This is a genomic window from Vibrio sp. V10_P2A27P122 (genome assembly GCF_963874335.1).
GTDB classification, from domain to species: Bacteria; Pseudomonadota; Gammaproteobacteria; order Enterobacterales; family Vibrionaceae; genus Vibrio; species Vibrio anguillarum.
The window spans coordinates 1-16,754 of the sequence record NZ_CAWNHY010000282.1 but is presented as its reverse complement, the minus strand read 5'-3'; the positions used below and the strand labels follow the sequence as shown (position 1 = coordinate 16,754).

32 protein-coding genes and 1 tRNA gene are annotated in these 16,754 nt (G+C 42.7%); 13 read left to right on the top strand and 20 right to left on the bottom strand.

Annotated features, from left to right (window positions below; genetic code table 11):
- Positions 1-37 precede the first annotated feature (37 nt).
- From AACQ17_RS15235 to AACQ17_RS15140, 20 genes are all read right to left on the bottom strand, one after another.
- Positions 38-250 (bottom strand): hypothetical protein, encoded by a 213-nt coding sequence (locus AACQ17_RS15235; RefSeq protein WP_094167691.1) that lies wholly within the window; start codon positions 248-250, stop codon positions 38-40.
- Positions 251-789: 539 nt separating this feature from the next.
- Positions 790-1,260, bottom strand: a complete 471-nt coding sequence (locus AACQ17_RS15230) for a lysis protein (RefSeq protein WP_166538025.1) — start codon at positions 1,258-1,260, stop codon at positions 790-792.
- Complete coding sequence (locus AACQ17_RS15225; protein ID WP_276206493.1) at positions 1,208-1,798, bottom strand: lysozyme; 591 nt, start codon at positions 1,796-1,798, stop codon at positions 1,208-1,210. The genes AACQ17_RS15230 and AACQ17_RS15225 overlap by 53 nt, the downstream gene beginning before the upstream one ends.
- Positions 1,785-1,970 carry a phage holin family protein gene (locus tag AACQ17_RS15220; RefSeq protein WP_232472943.1) on the bottom strand — a complete coding sequence of 62 codons (186 nt, stop codon included), beginning with the start codon at positions 1,968-1,970 and terminating at the stop codon, positions 1,785-1,787. The genes AACQ17_RS15225 and AACQ17_RS15220 overlap by 14 nt, the downstream gene beginning before the upstream one ends.
- Before the next feature lie 126 nt (positions 1,971-2,096).
- Complete coding sequence (locus AACQ17_RS15215) at positions 2,097-2,765, bottom strand: hypothetical protein (protein WP_094167689.1); 669 nt, start codon at positions 2,763-2,765, stop codon at positions 2,097-2,099.
- A gap of 79 nt (positions 2,766-2,844) precedes the next feature.
- Positions 2,845-3,852: a DUF968 domain-containing protein gene (locus AACQ17_RS15210; RefSeq protein WP_094147949.1), complete on the bottom strand. Its 1,008-nt coding sequence runs from the start codon at positions 3,850-3,852 to the stop codon at positions 2,845-2,847.
- On the bottom strand, positions 3,846-4,136 hold the full coding sequence (locus AACQ17_RS15205; protein ID WP_094147950.1) for a DUF4406 domain-containing protein: 291 nt from the start codon (positions 4,134-4,136) through the stop codon (positions 3,846-3,848). Before AACQ17_RS15205 ends, AACQ17_RS15210 begins: the two co-directional genes overlap by 7 nt.
- Before the next feature lie 8 nt (positions 4,137-4,144).
- Positions 4,145-4,387: a hypothetical protein gene (locus tag AACQ17_RS15200; protein ID WP_094147951.1), complete on the bottom strand. Its 243-nt coding sequence runs from the start codon at positions 4,385-4,387 to the stop codon at positions 4,145-4,147.
- The gene (locus AACQ17_RS15195) at positions 4,384-4,875 is read right to left on the bottom strand and encodes a hypothetical protein (RefSeq protein WP_094147952.1); all 492 of its coding nucleotides are present in this window, start codon (positions 4,873-4,875) and stop codon (positions 4,384-4,386) included. The genes AACQ17_RS15200 and AACQ17_RS15195 overlap by 4 nt, the downstream gene beginning before the upstream one ends.
- The gene (locus tag AACQ17_RS15190) at positions 4,868-5,194 is read right to left on the bottom strand and encodes a hypothetical protein (protein ID WP_094167688.1); all 327 of its coding nucleotides are present in this window, start codon (positions 5,192-5,194) and stop codon (positions 4,868-4,870) included. The genes AACQ17_RS15195 and AACQ17_RS15190 overlap by 8 nt, the downstream gene beginning before the upstream one ends.
- Complete coding sequence (locus tag AACQ17_RS15185) at positions 5,187-5,393, bottom strand: hypothetical protein (protein ID WP_094147784.1); 207 nt, start codon at positions 5,391-5,393, stop codon at positions 5,187-5,189. Before AACQ17_RS15185 ends, AACQ17_RS15190 begins: the two co-directional genes overlap by 8 nt.
- Positions 5,383-5,595, bottom strand: a complete 213-nt coding sequence (locus AACQ17_RS15180) for a hypothetical protein (RefSeq protein ID WP_041946999.1) — start codon at positions 5,593-5,595, stop codon at positions 5,383-5,385. Before AACQ17_RS15180 ends, AACQ17_RS15185 begins: the two co-directional genes overlap by 11 nt.
- Positions 5,595-5,834, bottom strand: coding sequence for a hypothetical protein (locus tag AACQ17_RS15175; RefSeq protein ID WP_094147783.1), 240 nt, complete (start codon positions 5,832-5,834; stop codon positions 5,595-5,597). Before AACQ17_RS15175 ends, AACQ17_RS15180 begins: the two co-directional genes overlap by 1 nt.
- Entirely contained in the window at positions 5,831-6,529 is a 699-nt protein-coding gene (locus AACQ17_RS15170; RefSeq protein WP_094147782.1) for a phage antirepressor KilAC domain-containing protein, read from the bottom strand. The genes AACQ17_RS15175 and AACQ17_RS15170 overlap by 4 nt, the downstream gene beginning before the upstream one ends.
- 1 nt (position 6,530) lies before the next feature.
- Positions 6,531-6,731: a hypothetical protein gene (locus AACQ17_RS15165; RefSeq protein WP_094147781.1), complete on the bottom strand. Its 201-nt coding sequence runs from the start codon at positions 6,729-6,731 to the stop codon at positions 6,531-6,533.
- Entirely contained in the window at positions 6,721-7,689 is a 969-nt protein-coding gene (locus AACQ17_RS15160) for a helix-turn-helix domain-containing protein (RefSeq protein ID WP_094147780.1), read from the bottom strand. The genes AACQ17_RS15165 and AACQ17_RS15160 overlap by 11 nt, the downstream gene beginning before the upstream one ends.
- Positions 7,682-7,969 carry a hypothetical protein gene (locus AACQ17_RS15155; RefSeq protein ID WP_041947002.1) on the bottom strand — a complete coding sequence of 96 codons (288 nt, stop codon included), beginning with the start codon at positions 7,967-7,969 and terminating at the stop codon, positions 7,682-7,684. Before AACQ17_RS15155 ends, AACQ17_RS15160 begins: the two co-directional genes overlap by 8 nt.
- Positions 7,966-8,529, bottom strand: a complete 564-nt coding sequence (locus AACQ17_RS15150; protein WP_052131890.1) for a phage N-6-adenine-methyltransferase — start codon at positions 8,527-8,529, stop codon at positions 7,966-7,968. The genes AACQ17_RS15155 and AACQ17_RS15150 overlap by 4 nt, the downstream gene beginning before the upstream one ends.
- Before the next feature lie 116 nt (positions 8,530-8,645).
- Positions 8,646-8,900 carry a hypothetical protein gene (locus AACQ17_RS15145; protein ID WP_094147779.1) on the bottom strand — a complete coding sequence of 85 codons (255 nt, stop codon included), beginning with the start codon at positions 8,898-8,900 and terminating at the stop codon, positions 8,646-8,648.
- Positions 8,901-8,945: 45 nt separating this feature from the next.
- A complete protein-coding gene (locus tag AACQ17_RS15140; protein WP_094147778.1) occupies positions 8,946-9,155 on the bottom strand; it encodes a helix-turn-helix domain-containing protein in 210 nt (69 codons plus the stop codon).
- Between the two features lie 112 nt (positions 9,156-9,267).
- Here AACQ17_RS15140 and AACQ17_RS15135 point away from each other — a divergent pair, with 112 nt between their 5' ends.
- The 13 genes from AACQ17_RS15135 (at position 9,268) to AACQ17_RS15075 (ending at position 16,742) form a co-directional block, all read left to right on the top strand.
- A complete protein-coding gene (locus tag AACQ17_RS15135) occupies positions 9,268-9,930 on the top strand; it encodes a LexA family protein (protein ID WP_240507685.1) in 663 nt (220 codons plus the stop codon).
- 105 nt (positions 9,931-10,035) lie between these two features.
- Positions 10,036-10,584 carry an Ail/Lom family outer membrane beta-barrel protein gene (locus AACQ17_RS15130; RefSeq protein ID WP_094146850.1) on the top strand — a complete coding sequence of 183 codons (549 nt, stop codon included), beginning with the start codon at positions 10,036-10,038 and terminating at the stop codon, positions 10,582-10,584.
- A gap of 180 nt (positions 10,585-10,764) precedes the next feature.
- Positions 10,765-10,893, top strand: a complete 129-nt coding sequence (locus AACQ17_RS15125) for a hypothetical protein (protein WP_276206492.1) — start codon at positions 10,765-10,767, stop codon at positions 10,891-10,893.
- Between the two features lie 1,000 nt (positions 10,894-11,893).
- Positions 11,894-11,970, top strand: a tRNA-Arg gene (locus AACQ17_RS15120).
- Between the two features lie 186 nt (positions 11,971-12,156).
- Positions 12,157-13,170 carry a nucleoid-associated protein YejK gene (gene yejK, locus AACQ17_RS15115; RefSeq protein ID WP_094146849.1) on the top strand — a complete coding sequence of 338 codons (1,014 nt, stop codon included), beginning with the start codon at positions 12,157-12,159 and terminating at the stop codon, positions 13,168-13,170.
- Complete coding sequence (locus tag AACQ17_RS15110; RefSeq protein ID WP_094146848.1) at positions 13,157-13,588, top strand: DUF7446 family protein; 432 nt, start codon at positions 13,157-13,159, stop codon at positions 13,586-13,588. Before yejK ends, AACQ17_RS15110 begins: the two co-directional genes overlap by 14 nt.
- On the top strand, positions 13,585-14,100 hold the full coding sequence (locus AACQ17_RS15105) for a hypothetical protein (RefSeq protein WP_094146847.1): 516 nt from the start codon (positions 13,585-13,587) through the stop codon (positions 14,098-14,100). Before AACQ17_RS15110 ends, AACQ17_RS15105 begins: the two co-directional genes overlap by 4 nt.
- A 5-nt stretch (positions 14,101-14,105) precedes the next feature.
- Entirely contained in the window at positions 14,106-14,357 is a 252-nt protein-coding gene (locus AACQ17_RS15100; protein WP_141195288.1) for a hypothetical protein, read from the top strand.
- Between the two features lie 31 nt (positions 14,358-14,388).
- Positions 14,389-14,598 (top strand): hypothetical protein, encoded by a 210-nt coding sequence (locus tag AACQ17_RS15095; protein ID WP_094146846.1) that lies wholly within the window; start codon positions 14,389-14,391, stop codon positions 14,596-14,598.
- Between the two features lie 15 nt (positions 14,599-14,613).
- Complete coding sequence (locus AACQ17_RS15090; RefSeq protein WP_240507684.1) at positions 14,614-15,480, top strand: 3'-5' exonuclease; 867 nt, start codon at positions 14,614-14,616, stop codon at positions 15,478-15,480.
- Between the two features lie 9 nt (positions 15,481-15,489).
- Positions 15,490-15,759: a hypothetical protein gene (locus AACQ17_RS15085; protein WP_094146845.1), complete on the top strand. Its 270-nt coding sequence runs from the start codon at positions 15,490-15,492 to the stop codon at positions 15,757-15,759.
- A 33-nt stretch (positions 15,760-15,792) separates the two neighbouring features.
- Positions 15,793-16,278 carry a hypothetical protein gene (locus AACQ17_RS15080; RefSeq protein WP_141195287.1) on the top strand — a complete coding sequence of 162 codons (486 nt, stop codon included), beginning with the start codon at positions 15,793-15,795 and terminating at the stop codon, positions 16,276-16,278.
- Between the two features lie 38 nt (positions 16,279-16,316).
- Positions 16,317-16,742: a hypothetical protein gene (locus AACQ17_RS15075; protein WP_141195286.1), complete on the top strand. Its 426-nt coding sequence runs from the start codon at positions 16,317-16,319 to the stop codon at positions 16,740-16,742.
- Positions 16,743-16,754: the final 12 nt, after the last annotated feature.

The window sequence follows — 16,754 nt, the reverse complement described above, 5'->3', positions numbered from 1 at the left end:
GTATGAATGTTGTCGTTTTTCGTTTTGATTGCGCAGCTCATAAAATAGGAGTTCCTGTATATTGGCTATAGGCTTTTTTAGCTCTAGCCCAGCAACCTAGAAATTTTCTTACACTGCAAGTTTGTGGCTCAGAAACATAACCAATAGTTGCTTGCTCAAAATCTTTTGCTTTAACAACCAAATCATGATCATCAGGAAGGCGATCTCTTTTTGCTACTTGCATCATTTTATCTGCTAGTTCTGTGTCCATGCTTAAATTCCCATGAAATCAAAAAAGTGATAAAGAAAAAACAATCACTAAAAAACTCAACTTCCTGCGCCCGATTTAAATTTTATTTTTCGCGGTCATAAAAATTTACTTGAAGGCGCGGTCAATTCGGATGGGGTGGGGAGGTTTCGACCCGCCCTCCCCCTTGCGTGAGTGTTTAATTGCGTTCGCGTGTGCGAATTGGAGCAGCCAAAACTAAATGATGTTGGCTTGTTACAGCAAAATAAAAAGCGCTCTTAGGGTTTGCCTGAGAGCGCTTTAGAAGCATTAAATATCTATTGAAAATAAACTTATTAATTCACTTTGAATAGACGTTTAGATCGCATAACTAGCAATGCTTATCAGCATGACTAATCACACTTGCAGCTTACCTGCCAGCAATAGGACCACCTCCTTTTTTGGGAGAAGACAAAAGCCCTTCGGTAGCGAAAGGAAAGGCTCTTAGCGTCTCCATGGAAGATTCTTAAATGAGTTACCACGCTTGCGGAGATTCATGTCTCGCTTGTGTCTCTTGTTCTTCTTCACTCGATCACCATGCATTGAGTTTTTATATAGCTTTGCAGGTACTTAATCTGCTGCTCGCTATCTACCATCATTCTTCTGAGATGTAGATAATCTTCTCTAGCTGCTTCGTTAAGTTGTGGGGTTCCTGCATTGCCCACGCTTCCGGCGGTAGAGGTGTCGGACACTGATTTAGGACAACTGGCTTTGACGAACACCCGGCTAGGGCCAGAGCGAAGCTTATCGGCAAGGCGATTGATTTCATCGTGCGCACTCTTTAACTCCCTGACTGATTGGTCGCCAATCTCAGCGAGCATTTCAATGCGCTGATTTTGTAGCTCTTGAGACTTAACATAGCTATCTATCTTTAGATTGGCTTCAGACAGCTTATTCTTAGCACTGTCTAACTCCACCGTTTTAACGTAAAGAAGCAATGAGCTAACGATAAGCGAAAGAACTAGCACTGCCAGCGCTATAAACTTCATACGCATAAACATCAGCCCCTTTATCTTTAAGATCTATGTATCGTTTCATTCTTAAATCAACAGACTTAAAAGCGAAGCTGCACACCTGTTCTTCGATGTCTCGCCTAGTCATCAAGCCTTTCCACTTTTTACCGCCGGCATACACCCATCGCTTCAGCTCACCGCAAGCGCCTGTCATGTCGCCAGAGTTAAGCTTATTGAGTAGAGTTGAACGAGAGAAAGCACCAACGCCAACGTTGTAAGTAAAAGAGTAAAGGGCTGCTTTGGTTGGCTCTGGAAGTGCGGGTTTAATCATCGGAAGTATTTGTCGCTCGATCTTCTTTAAGTCTCGCTGTAAGAAGTATTCACACTCCTCTTTTGTGTAAACCTTCCCCTCGATAACATCTGGCCCTGTAGTGCCGTAGCAGACGGTAAGCACACCAACTACATCGCGATAAGGAACATACTCTATCCCTTCGAAAGGCTTAATCATTGAAGCGGCAATGGCAATGGCACCAGCGCCAGCAGCGATGAGCGACCGAGTAATGTTATTAACTTTGCTCATTGCCGAATTCCGCTTTAAAACGCTTCTTCTGCCAGTAGTTGTTTATCCAAGCAGTTATGATCATCCCTGTTGCAGCGATGATAACCATCCACCAATCCGTGGACACACCGCCAAAGAAAGCGATAACACCATTCCACCAGTACGACATTGAGCTGGAAATCTTTTCGTTCATACGCATATCCACCACCGCCGAGGTGCCTTATTAATTTTGGGAGAGAGGAAATTCAGGCATAAAAAAACCGCCAGAGAGGCGGTTATTGTCTTTCAAGTACAGTTATCCATACTAGGAATTTGCATACTATATTGACATCATTTGTATTGCAAGCGCTTCTTTGAATCTTTTTTGCGCTATTTTATCGTAACGTAAAAGTATCAATCTTATTGTTTCAATATGAACGTGAATGCGATTCCAGTTCGCCTGGTAATATCGAGTTCTTTTCTTTTTATACGAAAGACTATCAACACCTGAATCTTTAACATCATTCGAAACAAGCACGTCAATAAGCTGTGACCGAGTTGCCACTGGTGAATAACACAGACCTGATTCGGATTTAACAGTCATAGCACCGCCGGACTGCTCTAAAGCAAGACCGCCAGCGATGAGGGGTATTAATGGTTTTATCTTGTTGTATGTTCTTATCTGCACGAATTCGTTGTGTTCTTCGTATCTACTGAAAACCCAATCGTTAACCACGTTCTCTATCAATCGTTCTGTAAGCTTGGTTGAGTTCCATCCCGGCGATGAGTAAGCAAACAAGCACCAGTCTGCTAAGTGCCTTGCGCTTTTGGCCATCATGTCGATAGCCGCCAATACCTTGGCACCATCAATCTTTGAGCCTATCTCCATGTCTACTGCTCCGAAACCGCCACCACCGCAGCCAGAATTGTAATTAGCCTTAACCCCTTCAGTTGCTAACGCTATTGCCGCCGGCATTGGCCAACGCTCCAGTTGAACTACTAAGCCCATAGATAAAACCCTCGCTGTTAAAGAACGAGGGTTAGTATAGCTAAGTGAGCTTTAATTTCTATTTTGCTTGTTGTATTTGCTAAACAATAGCCCCTAAATCTAAAGCTTTCTTCATTGTCTGCTTGACGTAAAACAACTGTGAGCCGTTCTTTGCCTCCCATGCTTTTGGGTCATGATGAAACCGATTGTGCTCATCAGTGTGAAGGGGAATGGTAAACATATCGTGTGACTTGCCGCCCATCTTGCCCTCTCCATGTCCTATCAAATGGTGAGCAACTATGTCGGTTGTTTTGCCAGTGATAACACACGGAAGCGATCGAACGAACTTAAGATACTTTTCGCTGTGCCATGTCTGCTCTTTTGGTCTGGCCATGAACATTGCTGGTGGCTCGTCATCGATGGTTAAGTTAATTGCTTTTACTCGACTATCAATAACTGACTTGCTATCCAAATCAAAGCGCTCATCACTTTCTCTTCTCATCATTGATTGATGGTTGCTTGCTTTTACGCCAAGAACCTCATCAGTGATTGACCTTGGAAGATGCTCATAAACCTTATTGATTACGCTCCACCAGCATATTTCAGGGATTGTAATAGCATGGCCTTGATCGAGTTTAAGCTGATAGCAAATGCGCTCCATAGCCCAAAGCATTACATTTCGCTTTGCTATCTCAGAGCATCTAGCTGTTGGCGCACTTCTTTCGTGATTGTCATGATGCCAACACAATCTAACGCCGCCGATATCGTGATTGAGCGTGGTCAAGTTCTTGTCGCAATAACCCTCGTCAGATAGCTGGCAGTGTGGAATTCTCTCTAGCCACGATTCAAAACTACCCAGCCTTCGCTGCACTTCTTCATTAACAAAAAACTCAGCGAGTCTATTGTCTTGCATTGCTGACTTATCACTAGATGATAACAACGGCTTGTTTAGTTTTCCGCTCGGGACATTAACGAGCTCGTCAGGTAGAGGCATAACCACCAGCCGGTTACCTTGGCTCATCTTTACCAGCTCAGTTAACAGCGTTTTACCTGGCTTAAACATCACAATGCCAAGATCGGCCTGTAGGAATGGCTGAAGTACTAGCATTGGTAAGTGATCTCCAATCCAAGATCTTTAGCGTATTCGTGTTCCATTACTGCGCCTTTTGATTTCTCCCAACCTTTTAGCATGTAAACAGCGTTAGAGACTCTAACCATTGGCAAGCATATCTCCATGTATTCGTGATGCTGTAGGCCGTCAGGAAGTATGGCCGGATTAAGAACCGTATAGTTATCGCAACGCAACTTAAACTCTGCTTTAAAGAACTCTGGTTTGTTAAACTCGGGAAATCCAGTCATTGGGCCAGCGATATAGATTTTCTTTTGTTTCATCTTAGTACCTACTTATTCAAAAGCTGACGCCAGTTTGTGATGCCTTTTCTTTTTAGCTCGGCAGTTAAAACGCTGTTTATCGCCCTTCTTGCTATATTTACTTTCTTTAGTTCTGAAGAGTCTTTAGCGCAATGTAGTGCGGCGGCAATTGCCTTTGCTTTGACTTTGTTGAATTCAGTTTTTCCAAGAACCTTTAAGCAGACCGAAAATAACGCCTTGTCGTCTTTGTTTAGTATTTCGCTTAATTTCATGCTTTGGCCCTTTTGTATGTCGTCATTGTGGCTTTTTGTAATTGACTGCTCTTGTTCGCACCTAAGAACCCAAAGTAAGCTGCACTTCTATTATCTTCGTTGCTGGTTTTCTTCCATCCGGTAACCATTTCAAACTGCTTCTTACTGGCTTGTGATTTCCAGTTGCTGCTCGCTGGATAGTGCGTATAGGGTATTCCTAGCTTTTCTAGCATTCGCTCTACTTCAATTTGTGCCTGTTTGCATTTGGCTACCTTCTGGCTTGTCATGCCATAGGCTTTCTTATTCTGGTTTTCACCATGCCAAACTGCTTTGTTTCCGTTTACGTTTTCGATGTGTACATGAACGGTTCCTGTTTCCTTTAGATCGACGAGCTTATCCATTAATTGCATCAGGTTTAGGTTATGGAGCTCGGTTAGAGCACCATTCTTGTAGATAGCAATGCCATGGAATTTAGAGTCAGGGTCGCAACCTATGGAGTAGTTATTCATAGGTCGATCTCTTAAGTCGGTTGGCGTTCCATAGCGACGTGAGATGAATCTCGTAAAGCTGGCCTTTTGGGAAGGTTAAAATCATTGCATGCTGAGCCGCGTAAAACATCTCACGAGAAATATCATTAAGAGTATTGTTATAAAGATCTTGCTGAGCTTTTATTTTTCTATCTTGCATAACTTCAACAATTGAAAATCCGACTTTTACAGAGAATGTCCAAAACCAAGATATAAGCATGCAAGCCATAGCTTCACTTACTGTCCAAGTGCTTATTTGTGTTAAAAGCTCGAGCGTGAAGTTGTTTATTATCTCATTCACTTTCTGCCACCTTCTTTTCCAGATCTACAATGGTGATAACTAAGGCTTTGCCGCCGATTAGGTCATTAAATGTTGCCGTTCTTGACATCCCGTAAATAAGACCGGAGCCAACCATAGCTGATAGTGCAACTATGCAGAATCCGTAAAGCATTGCTTGACCAATTGTGCTTAATGCAGATTTCAATAGATTAACGATCATCTTCATCGCTCCATTTTTCTATCTCTTCATGCTTTGCTTGTCCTGAGATGCAATAAAGAACGTAAGCGAGAACACAGGCAATCACATAACTGATAAGCGCCTTTTCATCGTTTGATAAAAATGAAGTTCCAAGGTAGAAGCCAATTCCGATCGCGGCGCAGCAAACCAAAAAGAGAGAACAAAAAAGTTTCAAATTATTCATTAGAACTCACCGCCGTTTTTTGATAACCCAAAGATGCTTTCGTATGACTTTTGGTGCTGCTCCCACATGCCGGACACTGGCTCTAGAGTCGCTTGAAGTCGTGCCGATTCACCAGTCCCATTCGCTTTAAGGTCAGTAACAAAGTAAGGCTTACCATCATGGTGATAAACGCGCTTGTATGAGTAACAAGTAAACAAAGCTTCAACGGCCTTGCTATCAGGAAGTACGCAAATAATCATTTAGCCACCACTCGTAGATAACCTTTATCTAATAGCTTCTTGCGAAGCCAGATTTCACCCTTGCCAGTGATCACTGTTGTATTTGATATTCTTGTTTCATCACCAGCCACAAATGGGCGCTGAGTTACCGTGAAGTAACCGCTGTCAATGTAGTTTTGGTAAGGCAAGTTAAATGACTTACCCTCCGAAATTAGGATCCTTAACTCTCTCAATATTTTAAAAATAGTGACAGGACCAAGGCCTATGACTTTAGCGAACTGACCAAGAAGAACTCCGCGCTTAGTGCTCGCTATCGCCTCGGCAAATTCCACTTTTGGCGCTGCAATTGCCAGTTGCTTTGTAACTTGCTCGTTTTGTTTTGCTAGGTCGGCAGCAAGCTGTAGCGCCTCAGGCAAGGTTTGAGGGATACGAAATTGGTTAGCGCTTTCTAGCTCTTGCCAGCGGTCGACTAACGCTGCAGTAAACTCCGGCGATAGTTGGGCAACCACAATATAGCTGTCGCGCTTGTTTACATGATAAACGGTAGTTGGCTTTCCTCCGCCAATCGTCGGTTCCTCCATTGGAGTAAACGAAATAACGCAGTTTGATAACATGCGCTCCATTGAGCGCTTTACGTTGTCATGTCGTGATTGAGTCAATTCCGCAATTTCGCGGCTGCTCATCGTTGTTATTTTTTGATTGCTAAGTTCAAACATGTTACTGCTCCAACCATAATTTGCTTGTTCCTGAAAGCCGTTCACCGCTTTCCCCTTTGATTCGAGCGCCTGATTCCTTGGCGGCGCTAACTAGCCTTGCAAGTTCGCAGATGTGAACACCGAGTTGATCGCAAAGCTCTAAGTGCGTCCAAACCTTACGGCGCGATTTCATGACAGATAACAACGCTCTCTCACTGGACATCCCCAACCCTCATAGGCTCGCCTAACTCAAATAATTCACCGCTAAGCTTTTCAATTTTGTCGTAGCAAGACTTCATTGCCTGTTCACTTGCGCCAAAACGCTTGAATCGCTCAAGAGCTTGCTTCTCGTTGTTGATCTCAAGTTGTATTTGACGAATCCTAGAATCATTTGCGTTCTTGAGCTCAGTCTGGCCGTGATTGCGATCAACAACTTGAACCGGGCGAAACTTGTCTTGCTCTTTGCTGAGCCAGTTGTGAACAAAGTTCATCACGCCACGCTTAGTTTTTTGCTTGGTAGGGTTTCGATTGCACCAAGCGATCATGTTTTTAATCTGCTGTGCCACATCAACCGCAGGGTATAGATCTCGCATCTCAAAGAGTTCGGATTGAGTTATTGCGTGAGATTGCGTTTTCCCCTTCAGTGGAATTTCAAACAAAATCGGGTCGTCGGTTTCGAGCTTGCTCGGAACAAGATCTTTACTTGGTTCTATGACTGGTTCTAATGACTGGTTCTGAGTACCGTTTTCGGGCCTATTCAAAGTACCGTTTTCGGGCCTATTCAAAGTACCGTTTTCGGGCCTATTCAAAGTACCGTTTTCGGAATCATTCCATTCTTGGTACTGTTCCGTTTTTGGGTCTATTTCTTCTACTGGTTTCCTTGGGGTTCTCGCATCTAATTTAGTGATTCCACTTTCAACGCCGACCAATTTATAAACGATTACTCGCATTGTTCTGCCGCGCTTTTCTCCTGTATCTTTCAATGCTCCACAGTCAATCAGCTTCTTAATGCCAGATAGAATGGTTTTGCGGTTTAGTCCTGTATCTTTTTCAAGGCGAACGATAGAAGGAAAACAGCAATGATCTTCGTCTGCTCTATCTGCCATTGATAAAAGTAATAGTTTTAGGCTGGCTGGCTTAATATCTAAAGACCAAGCCCAGTCGTTTGCTGCTCTACTCATGACAACCACCCATACCAAGCGCAACGCGCCAAAGACTGCTCATTTCATACGGTTGACGAATGGCAATGTAAGAAACACCTTTATCGCAATCATCAGTGTTCTTAACGTTATTGGCTTTCTTGCCTTTGTTTCGCTCATGAAGTGGCGCGTTAATCGCTTCCTCAATCGTCATTCCACGCTGATTGATTCTGTAACGCAAGGTGCTAGCAACGTGACCATAGGCTTTAGCTATCGCATCTAAGCCGGATATTCCGTTGTATTTGTGAATTCTCTTACTCACTTGGAAACCTCCATCATCTCACCCAGCGACTTGAGATTGTTTCTTTGCACGTAGCGAGTAACCATTGGTGACCCAATGTCTGAATGCTTAAAAATAATCAAGGCCGAGCCCTTTGTGTTTCCGTTAACTGACTTTTTTGAAATTGGATTGATAAAAGAAATTCTTCCGCCAGTAATAAACCGTATTTCAGTGGCGTTAGTAGGCCACCAGCTAGCGTCTGGAGTGGCTGGAACCAATAGAACTGAGTTGATCTTGTTCTTAGTGCACTGCTCATAAGCCTTTTCAATAAAAGCCTTGATCATGCCTCTTGAGTACGGCGGGTTTATCCAGACGAATTGATTTTTCAAGTGTGAATAAATGGGAGAAGCGCTAGCCCAATTTTCCATATCTAAAGCATTCATATCTTCAGAAATAAAAACACCGCACTTAGCGTTTGACTCACTAGCGCAAGCATCTACTCTGAATTGAAACTCATGATTTAGGGCGGAATAAAGCCACAGCGGCGTTGACCATGAATCTTTATCTGATGGTGAAAGCTCAGAAGAAATGTAATCAGACATTACATAGCTCCTTCTAGCTTGAACTTGAAGGTATCGCGGCTTACTTGCTCGCCACCAACAAAATATTGCCATTGCCATTTCACAATTAGAGCTTTTAGTGTTAATCTTTTCATCGCTTAGTCCTTTCTGATTTGTGACTTGGTAAGTGAAAATTCCTCGCAAGAAACTTCACGTGGCGTTAAGTCTGTGCCAAGGCTTAACGCCTTTTCTTCAAGCCTTGCTAATTCACGTTCACACTTCTTTTTTAAATTTCTAATCTGGTCACGCTCAAAGTATTGGGTTTCTTGCCCTTGGCTTGTTGCTACACGACAAGAGTTAACTGTCAGTGTCGACATCTGCTTTACTGTTTCCCAGAACGCTTCTGTTTTCATAATTTCCGCCGATATCTGTTGAGGTGATAGCCAGTGATTAGCTGGCTATTTGGTTGGGCTTGGGAATACATCACCAAAGCGGCACTTAGAACCAAGCTTGTTTAGTGCGTTAACAATCTTCCATGCCATAGGGACGCTAACCTTTCTAACTCCGCTCTCGTACCTATCTATTGCGCTTTGTCCTACTCCTACCATTTCGCCCAAATCCCGCTGGCTAGTGCCAATTTCGTTTCGGTAATGTTTTATCTTGTTCATGACATCTCCTATTTTGGCTTAAATATACCAAAACGGAATATTCTGCGCAAGTTAGTTATGCCAAATCGGTTATTTATAGTTAATTCCGATATGGCATAATTAAGGTATGAAAATGAATTGGACTGACCTGGTTAAATCCAGAATGAAAGAAATTGGCATGACTCAAGATGGTCTGGCTGAAAATATGGGCGTTTCTCAAGCTTCAATAGCACGTTACTTAAACAAAAAGAGAGAGCCAGATATCGACACTATTGCCAAGATAATGAAGTGTGTAGGCTTGAGTGAAATGATTCTTAAGCAGGACGGAACAGTAAGAACTGAAGCTGAATTATCAAACACATCTAAGGCTGATCGCGAAACTCAATATAAAGGCTCTTATCCATTAATTAACGCCGTTCAGGCTGGTAATTGGACTGAGGTATGCGAGCCGTTCACAGAATATGATTCGGGCTCTATAGAAATGATACCGACAACAGAAAAAGCAAGCGGAGGATCGTTCTGGCTTACTGTTGAAGGTGATTCAATGACCTCTCCTGTTGGTATTAGCATTCCTTCTGGTGCTAGAATATTGGTAGACCCAAGCATTCAGCCGGCTAACGGTAACCTTGTTGTGGCAAAGCTAGATAACGTCAATGAGGCAACCTTTAAAAAGCTGGTGGTTGATTCTGGACAGAAGTATCTAAAACCTCTTAATCCGAACTATCCCCTAATGCCGATTAACGGAAATTGCAAGATCATCGGCGTTGTTGTTGATGCAAAGCTAAAGATTTTCTAAAAATCAATGCCACATCAAATAGTTCAATTTATTTTTTAGTGTGGTCTTCACATTAAAGAAAAAATAAAGCCTAATGATGAGAAATCAAACTCATAAGGCACAAGCATGAAATTCATTATCGCAATACTATTCTCTGTAATTTCACTCCCATCACTGGGAGTGGAGCACATTGATGAGCAACCAAAAAATAATTTTACCTTTGGTTTCGCATTAAGCAACGTCGAGGCGCTTGGTTATGAACTGCCGGATAATCCGATCGGGTTTAACTTCAAGTATCGATATGACTTTAATGAGCAGTACGGGATCATCAGCTCATTCACATACTCAGGTCTAGATGAGTATTACAATACATCTATTGGCAATACACGACTAAGACTTGATTATTACTCTTACAGCATTGGTCCAACGCTAAGGGCAAATAAATACTTTAGTGTTTATGGCTTGGTTGGGGTCGCTAGCGGAGAGATAACAGGAAATTACGCAATCTCTGGCAATACACTAAGCGAAACAGAAAGAAAAACTGAGTTTGTTTACGGTGGTGGTTTGCAGGTTGATGTAAATGAAAACCTAACGCTTGATGCTTCAATTGAGTACACCAATTTTGATGAGATCGAGGCAAAAACATTTACAATAGGTGCTGGATACCGATTCTGAATAAAATCTCACACAAACAACCCGCTTCGGCGGGTTTTTTGTTGCCTAAAAAACGTGCAATAAATCACACTTCAAAAACTCAATAAAAAAAATACCATTTCGGCATTGACATGATTATACCAATACGGCATATTTATACCACACAAGGCACAGCGCCTTAGCTCTTTAACAATTTGCGCCATGAACGATAAGTTTGCCACCCTCATCAATGAGAGAAGCAAAATGGTCACACCGAGCAACACCACTGGCGGTGGAAATGAATCCAGTGAAATAAACCTTACTCACCAATACGGCGACCGGGCAGCGTAACCTAAAGATAATGGAAGCGTGTTTTCTGGATGGATTAACCGAGAGAACGACCCGATATGTGAGTAAGCGCCGCCAAGCCTCGGCGGTTAGGTAGAGGCTATAAAAAACAACTCTGGTTTGTTCGCTTTGATAAGCGGCTAGAAAACAAATCTGACTCCGATAATTCGGGCGTGAAGCCAACACGAAAAAATACAAATAACTCCCCATGAGGGGGTAAGTCCTTTAATCACGCATGTTGAAGTGTATTGGCAGTACGCTAAAAAAGAGAAGGCACCCCAACACATCGATGAGATATCCAGAGTTGTTTTTTATTCACCGCATTTTGAGATTAACCCTTAAATTCATTAATGATCTGTCATGAGTGCTTTTTAATGGTGAGGGTTAATCTTCAAAGTGTGTGTGCATGCTTAAAGACGGGTAAATCGAAGTTGATCACGTAATCCGCGCCAATTATGCCTGATTGGAAGCTGTATTCTTAAGTTCCTATACGCTTAAGACGTTGAAGGGCAGCTAAATGACAACGGAATGTGCCGGGTCTTCCTTGCCCGGTGAGCATTATGACCAGCGGAAAGCCGTTAATCTTGCCATTGGAGTGGTGAGTCGAGTGACTACTGTAAGTAGTCATTTTGAAAGCGGTCTGGCGCGAGAGACGCGAGACTCATATGGAATTCAAATAGGAAAAGCTAACTCAAGTATCGAGGCTGTTCGTGTGAAACTGAGAAGATTGATCACTAAGCCCGTTTCAATATCGAAGCCTGTTAGCCAATCCAGACCGCTTTCAAAATAAAATTCATCTGCCTAGTTGATCACTTAGTATCATAAAAACAGATATCCACTGTGAGGGGCTAAGCAGTGGCGCGGGGATAGCGCGTAATGCCGGTGTTAGCTGCTAGCACAATATCCTATCCGGTCGGTAAAGCGGTTAATTCTGCGATATTTGACCAGCAGCACAAACCAACTGACGTTGTTTCATTTAGCCCTGCCTTACAAGGGCTCTTTTGCCCCGTTAGCTCAATTGGACAGAGCATCGGATTTCTAATCCGAGTGTTACAGATTCGAATTCTGTACGGGGTGCCAATTCACTTGCCTCTCCATTCGCCCCACTCGTTGGGGCTTCTTTTTGGGTGCTACGCCATGAAAGAACCGCAAGATAACCAATTTTTATGGGAAGACGATAAAGCGATAGAGGCCAAAAAGCTTTTAGCGCCATCGGTTGTTGTCTTTTCAATCTTAATACTCACACTTTTAATTTAAGGAGGCGTAATGAGCCTGCGAATAAATGAAATTGCAGTCCACCAGCTTGCAAAGAACGAACAAGAGGAATTGGTTGTTATCTTCGGCCTTCCTGAATCTCAAATCCAACCAAACCATGAAGCCATTGTTGAAATGCTTCACCGCACCTTTAGCAATAAAACCAAAGGTTACGGCATGTTTAATTCAGACAGCACATTCAAGCAACTCCTGGCTGATTACCGAAATGGCCAATCTAAGTTTGGTCAACTTTCTGGGGCTGGCTCAGTAATGTTTAAAGATGAGCTAAGCAAGTATCATTTTGCTAATGAAGGCGCGCTTATCTTTGCTCAGTATCAATGGCTTGCTACTGATTATATTTTTATCGGTTTAGTTCCACAAAGTAACGGCATGAAGCTTATGGAAAACCTAAGCATTAGCGCCACTGCTTATATGGACATCGCCAAGATGGACATTGCAGCCGTTATTAACCTATCTGAGCTTGAAACTGACCAAAACTCAAACCGATACATTTCATTCATCAAAGACCGAGTTGGTCGCCGTATTTCTAACTTCTTCTTGGATTTCTTGCAGGCCGAAATTGGATACGACGCCAAGCAGCAAAACCAAATATTAATGCAAGCCGTAGATGACTTCTGTTCTGACTCGCAACTTGATAAAAGCGATAAGCTTTCGTTTAAGAAGCAAGTTAGCGACTACTGTGTTGATGCCAAAAGACATGGGCAAGAGATTAGCGTTAAAGAGCTTTCAGAAGAACTACCACCGTCAGATAACTATGACTTCATTTCTTACACTCAAGAACAAGGCTACGAACTTCAAGATAGTTTCCCAGTAGATTCTGGAACCATTCGTAAACTTACCAAGTTTGTAGGTGCAGGAGGCGGTTTGAATATCACATTCGATTCAATGCTTCTCGGTGAGCGCGTTTTCTACGATCCAGAAACAGACACGCTCACCATCAAGGGAACGCCGCCAAACTTGCGCGATCAACTAACTCGTCAAGGTGGCGATCATGGCAAAAATTGAAACAACACTTTGCTTTTCTCCACTAAGCAAAAAAGTTTATTGGCAGAGGGTTAATAAGGAAACTGGCGTTGGTGTTGGTACCAAAGGCAAAGATGTAACCAACGAATTCTTGCAGGTGATGGAGCATAAGTTCCCAGTCAATACCTATCAAAAAATAACGGTCGATGGAAAGCATCACAGCACAATATACAACGTTGGTGCTGGTGTTGATGTTTTGACATTCCGCAAGCCAGATAAAGAAAACATTGATGATGTTTTACTTAAAAAGTTACTGGATGCTTTTGGTGGTTGGTTTTTTTATGAGCATGGAGAGTGTAAGCCGTGCTTTTTGGGAATTGATGAGAATTGTGTTTGCGAAAGAAAACATAGAGTAAATACGATGATTCTCGACTTATGCAGAAAGGACAGAGATAAATGAATCCTTTATTTAATGCGCAGGGTGAGCAGGTTCCTGATCGCCCAGATTGGGACTCTCACAAAGAAACCATCGTTGAAATGGCGATGGATACTTTGTTTGCTGAAAAATACTGTGATTTTGAAGAATCAGATAGAGACTCTCTTAAATCTGTTCTTCTTGATTCGTATTACTCAAATATTGATGAGTATGATTTGGCGAAGAAGTTTGAATTAGATGGTTGGGATGTTGATCGTGATTTTATCGCAGCACTTGAAAATATATGCGGACACTTATCAATGGCCGAGCGACAAGTGGTTTTAAGTTGGTTTGATGATAACAAACCAGTCGCACCGTTTAATATTTGTGATGAGTTGATCGTCGATGGTGAAGTTGGCGTTATAAGTGAAATATTTAAACACTCACCAGCCTACTTCGGCGTAAAAATGCCGGGTATGGACGAAAACACTTGCCGATTAATCAAGTTCGAAGACGCCGTTCCGCATCCAAAAGTATTGCCCATTAACAAGGAGTGATGACCATGTTGGCAGGAATGGAAAGTCAAGAGAGGCTTGAGCTTGTTATATCACTAACAAGCATTCGAAGTGAACCCATGAAGGCAGCGTTACAAAGGCACTTTGTAGACGGTGTTAATTCTTCTGCGTGTGCGGCTCTGGAAGATATTCCAGAGTCAAACTTTCAACGAGCAATAGATAGAGTTCAGGCTGCTGATGCGATTATCGAAAAGGTCAAAGAAATAGACTGGGCTCGTTTTAAATCAGAAAACAGATAAGCAGTACTTATCTTAATTTCGAGGTATTGCCATGGAAACCACAAAAACAGAGTTTGGACTTGTTACTGTATCCCGCCCCTACTTTAGCCGCTTAAGCATGTCAAAAGTGAAATCAATAACGTTGGTTAAAGAAGAAAACACAAACTACGGCTGGGGCGTTAGCAGAGAGCTTCCAGAAAGCCTAACCATCACACCTGAACTAATTAATATGTTTGCTAAAGAAGCAAACGAGTTGATTTGATAAAGAGATATTTTTATGAACATTAAAAAACTACCGGTAGAGCGCGATGAAATGGGCTTCTGGACTCATCCTGAATTGCCAAATTTTGGTGAAGTTGTATCAATCACCGCCCTTGAAGAATTTGAAGCCAAAAACAACATCACGGTAAAGACTGTTGCTATGGAATCGGATGCCAGCGAAGAACTGATTGATAAGTGGTTTGATTACGGTGAGTCTTGCCTTGATTGGCAACCAGCATCGCCTTCAAAATCCTCATTTATCTTATCCATCCATGACACGGAAGACGGTCCGTATGTTTGGTGGGCGGTTCCAAAGCCAAAAGAAATCATGATCGACATCGAATGCATGGGCACAGGAAGCAAAGCCCCCATTACGAGTTTAGGAGCGGTTGTTTTTAACCCAAACACGGGAGAGCTCGGCAGTGAGTTTTATGCCATCGTCAATCTTTGCAGCTCTGCTTACTATGGTGAAGTCGATGCTTCCACTGTCGTTTGGTGGCTTCAGCAGAGCGATGAGGCGCGAGCAATTTACGCCAAAGACACACCAAAACTAACACTAAAAGAAGCACTAACACAGTTTAATTACTGGTTAGCTGAACAAGGTGAATCAAACGATTTGTATCTATGGGGTAATGGTAAAGAGTTTGACAACGTAATAGTGCGAAATGCATTCGAAGCATGCCGTATTAAACCTAACTTTTCACACTGGAACGATACCGACGTTCGCACCATCGTAAAAATGGGCCGAGATATCCTAGGCATCGACCCTAAGGCTACGCTAGAACGCGAAGGTGTTCACCATTCAGCTGTCGATGACGCCAAGTTTCAAGCTCGCTATGTCAGCGAGATCTGGAAATCATTTAAAAGCAATAATGCAGATTAAGAGTTAGCTATGCATGACATCAAAAAAGCCGTTGAGGGTGTAATGGCCCTTCGACCTGCATTAACAAATTCTCGTGACGTTCGCGACTCAAAGAAAGCAGAGGTAATGAAGCGAATGAGCGATCTGCAATTTCAAAAAGAAATGCAATCAATCATGGATGGCGACATGCCAAGTAAGTCGATTTACTTTTTTGACAATATCGACCCCAACAAAGCATATGTAAAAAACATCCAGTTCAACGCTTACGACCCAAGCCGAAAGCAAACAGCTACCCAATAGGCGCGATAAGCGCCTTTTTGTTGCGAGTTATTCATGAGCAAAACAGTAAGAGCGAGACTTATCAAGCTCCAAGCAATGCAAACCAAGCGAATATTAAACAACTATCACGTTGTGTTCGTTGCCAATATGGTTGACGGAACGCTGGTCTACTCTCGTTCTGGTGAGCCAGTAGGCATCACAAAGGTTTTAGCTCAATCGCTTGGAACAGTTCAAATCAAATGGTCGGTTGTTTGTTATGCGCTAATGCGCGATCACAATGGCCGTGAATACCTAAAGTCATTTTTTGTTACCACGCCATCCCCATGCAGACACGAGCAAATAAGAGAACAAGTTGCCGACCTTCAATGGGAATATCTGGACAAGAACTGCAATGAAAACCACTTTCTGACCGCCGCATGGATAGCAAGCGCCATTGATAACCAACCAAGCGATGAAGTAGCAGACAAGATATTTACGCATATGGGCGCTTGGCGTGAATTCATTGCAGAGCATGAAGATAAAAAACAACCAGTTAACTAATGATACCGACATCGATGTCGGTACCACCATTGGAGTAAATGATGGAATTACATCAAGTTTTTTCTGACATGGAACCAACCGAAACCATGCGGGATTTTGCAATAAGAAAATCAATCGAAGCAGATAGAGCCCGCCGCGAAAATGCCAACCTTCGCGACTGGATTCACGACATAGCAGTCAACTCAGGTGATGAGCAGCGAGTTATGGACGCAATAAGCTCGGCGCTTTCTGGTGAGACTCACAGTAGCGAAAAGCCAGAATTTTTAGCGCCAATAGCCGCAGAAATTAGCGATGCTGAGTTAGCCAGGAATCATGTGGCAAAGCTAATTGAAATTAAATGTGAGTTTAGAAATCAATCAATTGTCAATCATGATCTGACAGACCCGGGACATGTGTTAATTATCGAAAGCGCTTATAAGGCTATTGATTTTGCCATTGAAAAATTAAGCAAAATATACGCTTAGACACCAGCCATT

Excerpts from the sequence above, each read along its gene's own strand:
- AACQ17_RS15215 (WP_094167689.1), bottom strand. The coding sequence starts at position 2,765 with ATGGGCTTAGTAGTTCAACTGGAGCGTTGGCCAATGCCGGCGGCAATA.
- AACQ17_RS15130 (WP_094146850.1), top strand. The coding sequence starts at position 10,036 with ATGAAATTCATTATCGCAATACTATTCTCTGTAATTTCACTCCCATCA.
- AACQ17_RS15200 (WP_094147951.1), bottom strand. The coding sequence starts at position 4,387 with ATGAAATTAAGCGAAATACTAAACAAAGACGACAAGGCGTTATTTTCG.
- AACQ17_RS15135 (WP_240507685.1), top strand. The coding sequence starts at position 9,268 with ATGAATTGGACTGACCTGGTTAAATCCAGAATGAAAGAAATTGGCATG.
- AACQ17_RS15225 (WP_276206493.1), bottom strand. The coding sequence starts at position 1,798 with ATGAGCAAAGTTAATAACATTACTCGGTCGCTCATCGCTGCTGGCGCT.
- AACQ17_RS15150 (WP_052131890.1), bottom strand. The coding sequence starts at position 8,529 with ATGTCTGATTACATTTCTTCTGAGCTTTCACCATCAGATAAAGATTCA.
- AACQ17_RS15085 (WP_094146845.1), top strand. The coding sequence starts at position 15,490 with ATGCATGACATCAAAAAAGCCGTTGAGGGTGTAATGGCCCTTCGACCT.
- AACQ17_RS15160 (WP_094147780.1), bottom strand. The coding sequence starts at position 7,689 with ATGAGTAGAGCAGCAAACGACTGGGCTTGGTCTTTAGATATTAAGCCA.
- AACQ17_RS15185 (WP_094147784.1), bottom strand. The coding sequence starts at position 5,393 with ATGATCGTTAATCTATTGAAATCTGCATTAAGCACAATTGGTCAAGCA.
- AACQ17_RS15100 (WP_141195288.1), top strand. The coding sequence starts at position 14,106 with ATGTTGGCAGGAATGGAAAGTCAAGAGAGGCTTGAGCTTGTTATATCA.
- AACQ17_RS15165 (WP_094147781.1), bottom strand. The coding sequence starts at position 6,731 with ATGTCCAGTGAGAGAGCGTTGTTATCTGTCATGAAATCGCGCCGTAAG.
- AACQ17_RS15235 (WP_094167691.1), bottom strand. The coding sequence starts at position 250 with ATGGACACAGAACTAGCAGATAAAATGATGCAAGTAGCAAAAAGAGAT.
- AACQ17_RS15205 (WP_094147950.1), bottom strand. The coding sequence starts at position 4,136 with ATGAAACAAAAGAAAATCTATATCGCTGGCCCAATGACTGGATTTCCC.
- AACQ17_RS15210 (WP_094147949.1), bottom strand. The coding sequence starts at position 3,852 with ATGCTAGTACTTCAGCCATTCCTACAGGCCGATCTTGGCATTGTGATG.
- AACQ17_RS15080 (WP_141195287.1), top strand. The coding sequence starts at position 15,793 with ATGAGCAAAACAGTAAGAGCGAGACTTATCAAGCTCCAAGCAATGCAA.
- AACQ17_RS15180 (WP_041946999.1), bottom strand. The coding sequence starts at position 5,595 with ATGAATAATTTGAAACTTTTTTGTTCTCTCTTTTTGGTTTGCTGCGCC.
- AACQ17_RS15230 (WP_166538025.1), bottom strand. The coding sequence starts at position 1,260 with ATGCGTATGAAGTTTATAGCGCTGGCAGTGCTAGTTCTTTCGCTTATC.
- AACQ17_RS15220 (WP_232472943.1), bottom strand. The coding sequence starts at position 1,970 with ATGAACGAAAAGATTTCCAGCTCAATGTCGTACTGGTGGAATGGTGTT.
- AACQ17_RS15095 (WP_094146846.1), top strand. The coding sequence starts at position 14,389 with ATGGAAACCACAAAAACAGAGTTTGGACTTGTTACTGTATCCCGCCCC.
- AACQ17_RS15145 (WP_094147779.1), bottom strand. The coding sequence starts at position 8,900 with ATGAAAACAGAAGCGTTCTGGGAAACAGTAAAGCAGATGTCGACACTG.
- AACQ17_RS15110 (WP_094146848.1), top strand. The coding sequence starts at position 13,157 with ATGGCAAAAATTGAAACAACACTTTGCTTTTCTCCACTAAGCAAAAAA.
- AACQ17_RS15105 (WP_094146847.1), top strand. The coding sequence starts at position 13,585 with ATGAATCCTTTATTTAATGCGCAGGGTGAGCAGGTTCCTGATCGCCCA.
- AACQ17_RS15125 (WP_276206492.1), top strand. The coding sequence starts at position 10,765 with ATGAACGATAAGTTTGCCACCCTCATCAATGAGAGAAGCAAAATGGTC.
- AACQ17_RS15170 (WP_094147782.1), bottom strand. The coding sequence starts at position 6,529 with ATGTTTGAACTTAGCAATCAAAAAATAACAACGATGAGCAGCCGCGAA.
- AACQ17_RS15175 (WP_094147783.1), bottom strand. The coding sequence starts at position 5,834 with ATGATTATTTGCGTACTTCCTGATAGCAAGGCCGTTGAAGCTTTGTTT.
- AACQ17_RS15075 (WP_141195286.1), top strand. The coding sequence starts at position 16,317 with ATGATGGAATTACATCAAGTTTTTTCTGACATGGAACCAACCGAAACC.
- AACQ17_RS15090 (WP_240507684.1), top strand. The coding sequence starts at position 14,614 with ATGAACATTAAAAAACTACCGGTAGAGCGCGATGAAATGGGCTTCTGG.
- AACQ17_RS15195 (WP_094147952.1), bottom strand. The coding sequence starts at position 4,875 with ATGAATAACTACTCCATAGGTTGCGACCCTGACTCTAAATTCCATGGC.
- yejK (WP_094146849.1), top strand. The coding sequence starts at position 12,157 with ATGAGCCTGCGAATAAATGAAATTGCAGTCCACCAGCTTGCAAAGAAC.
- AACQ17_RS15140 (WP_094147778.1), bottom strand. The coding sequence starts at position 9,155 with ATGAACAAGATAAAACATTACCGAAACGAAATTGGCACTAGCCAGCGG.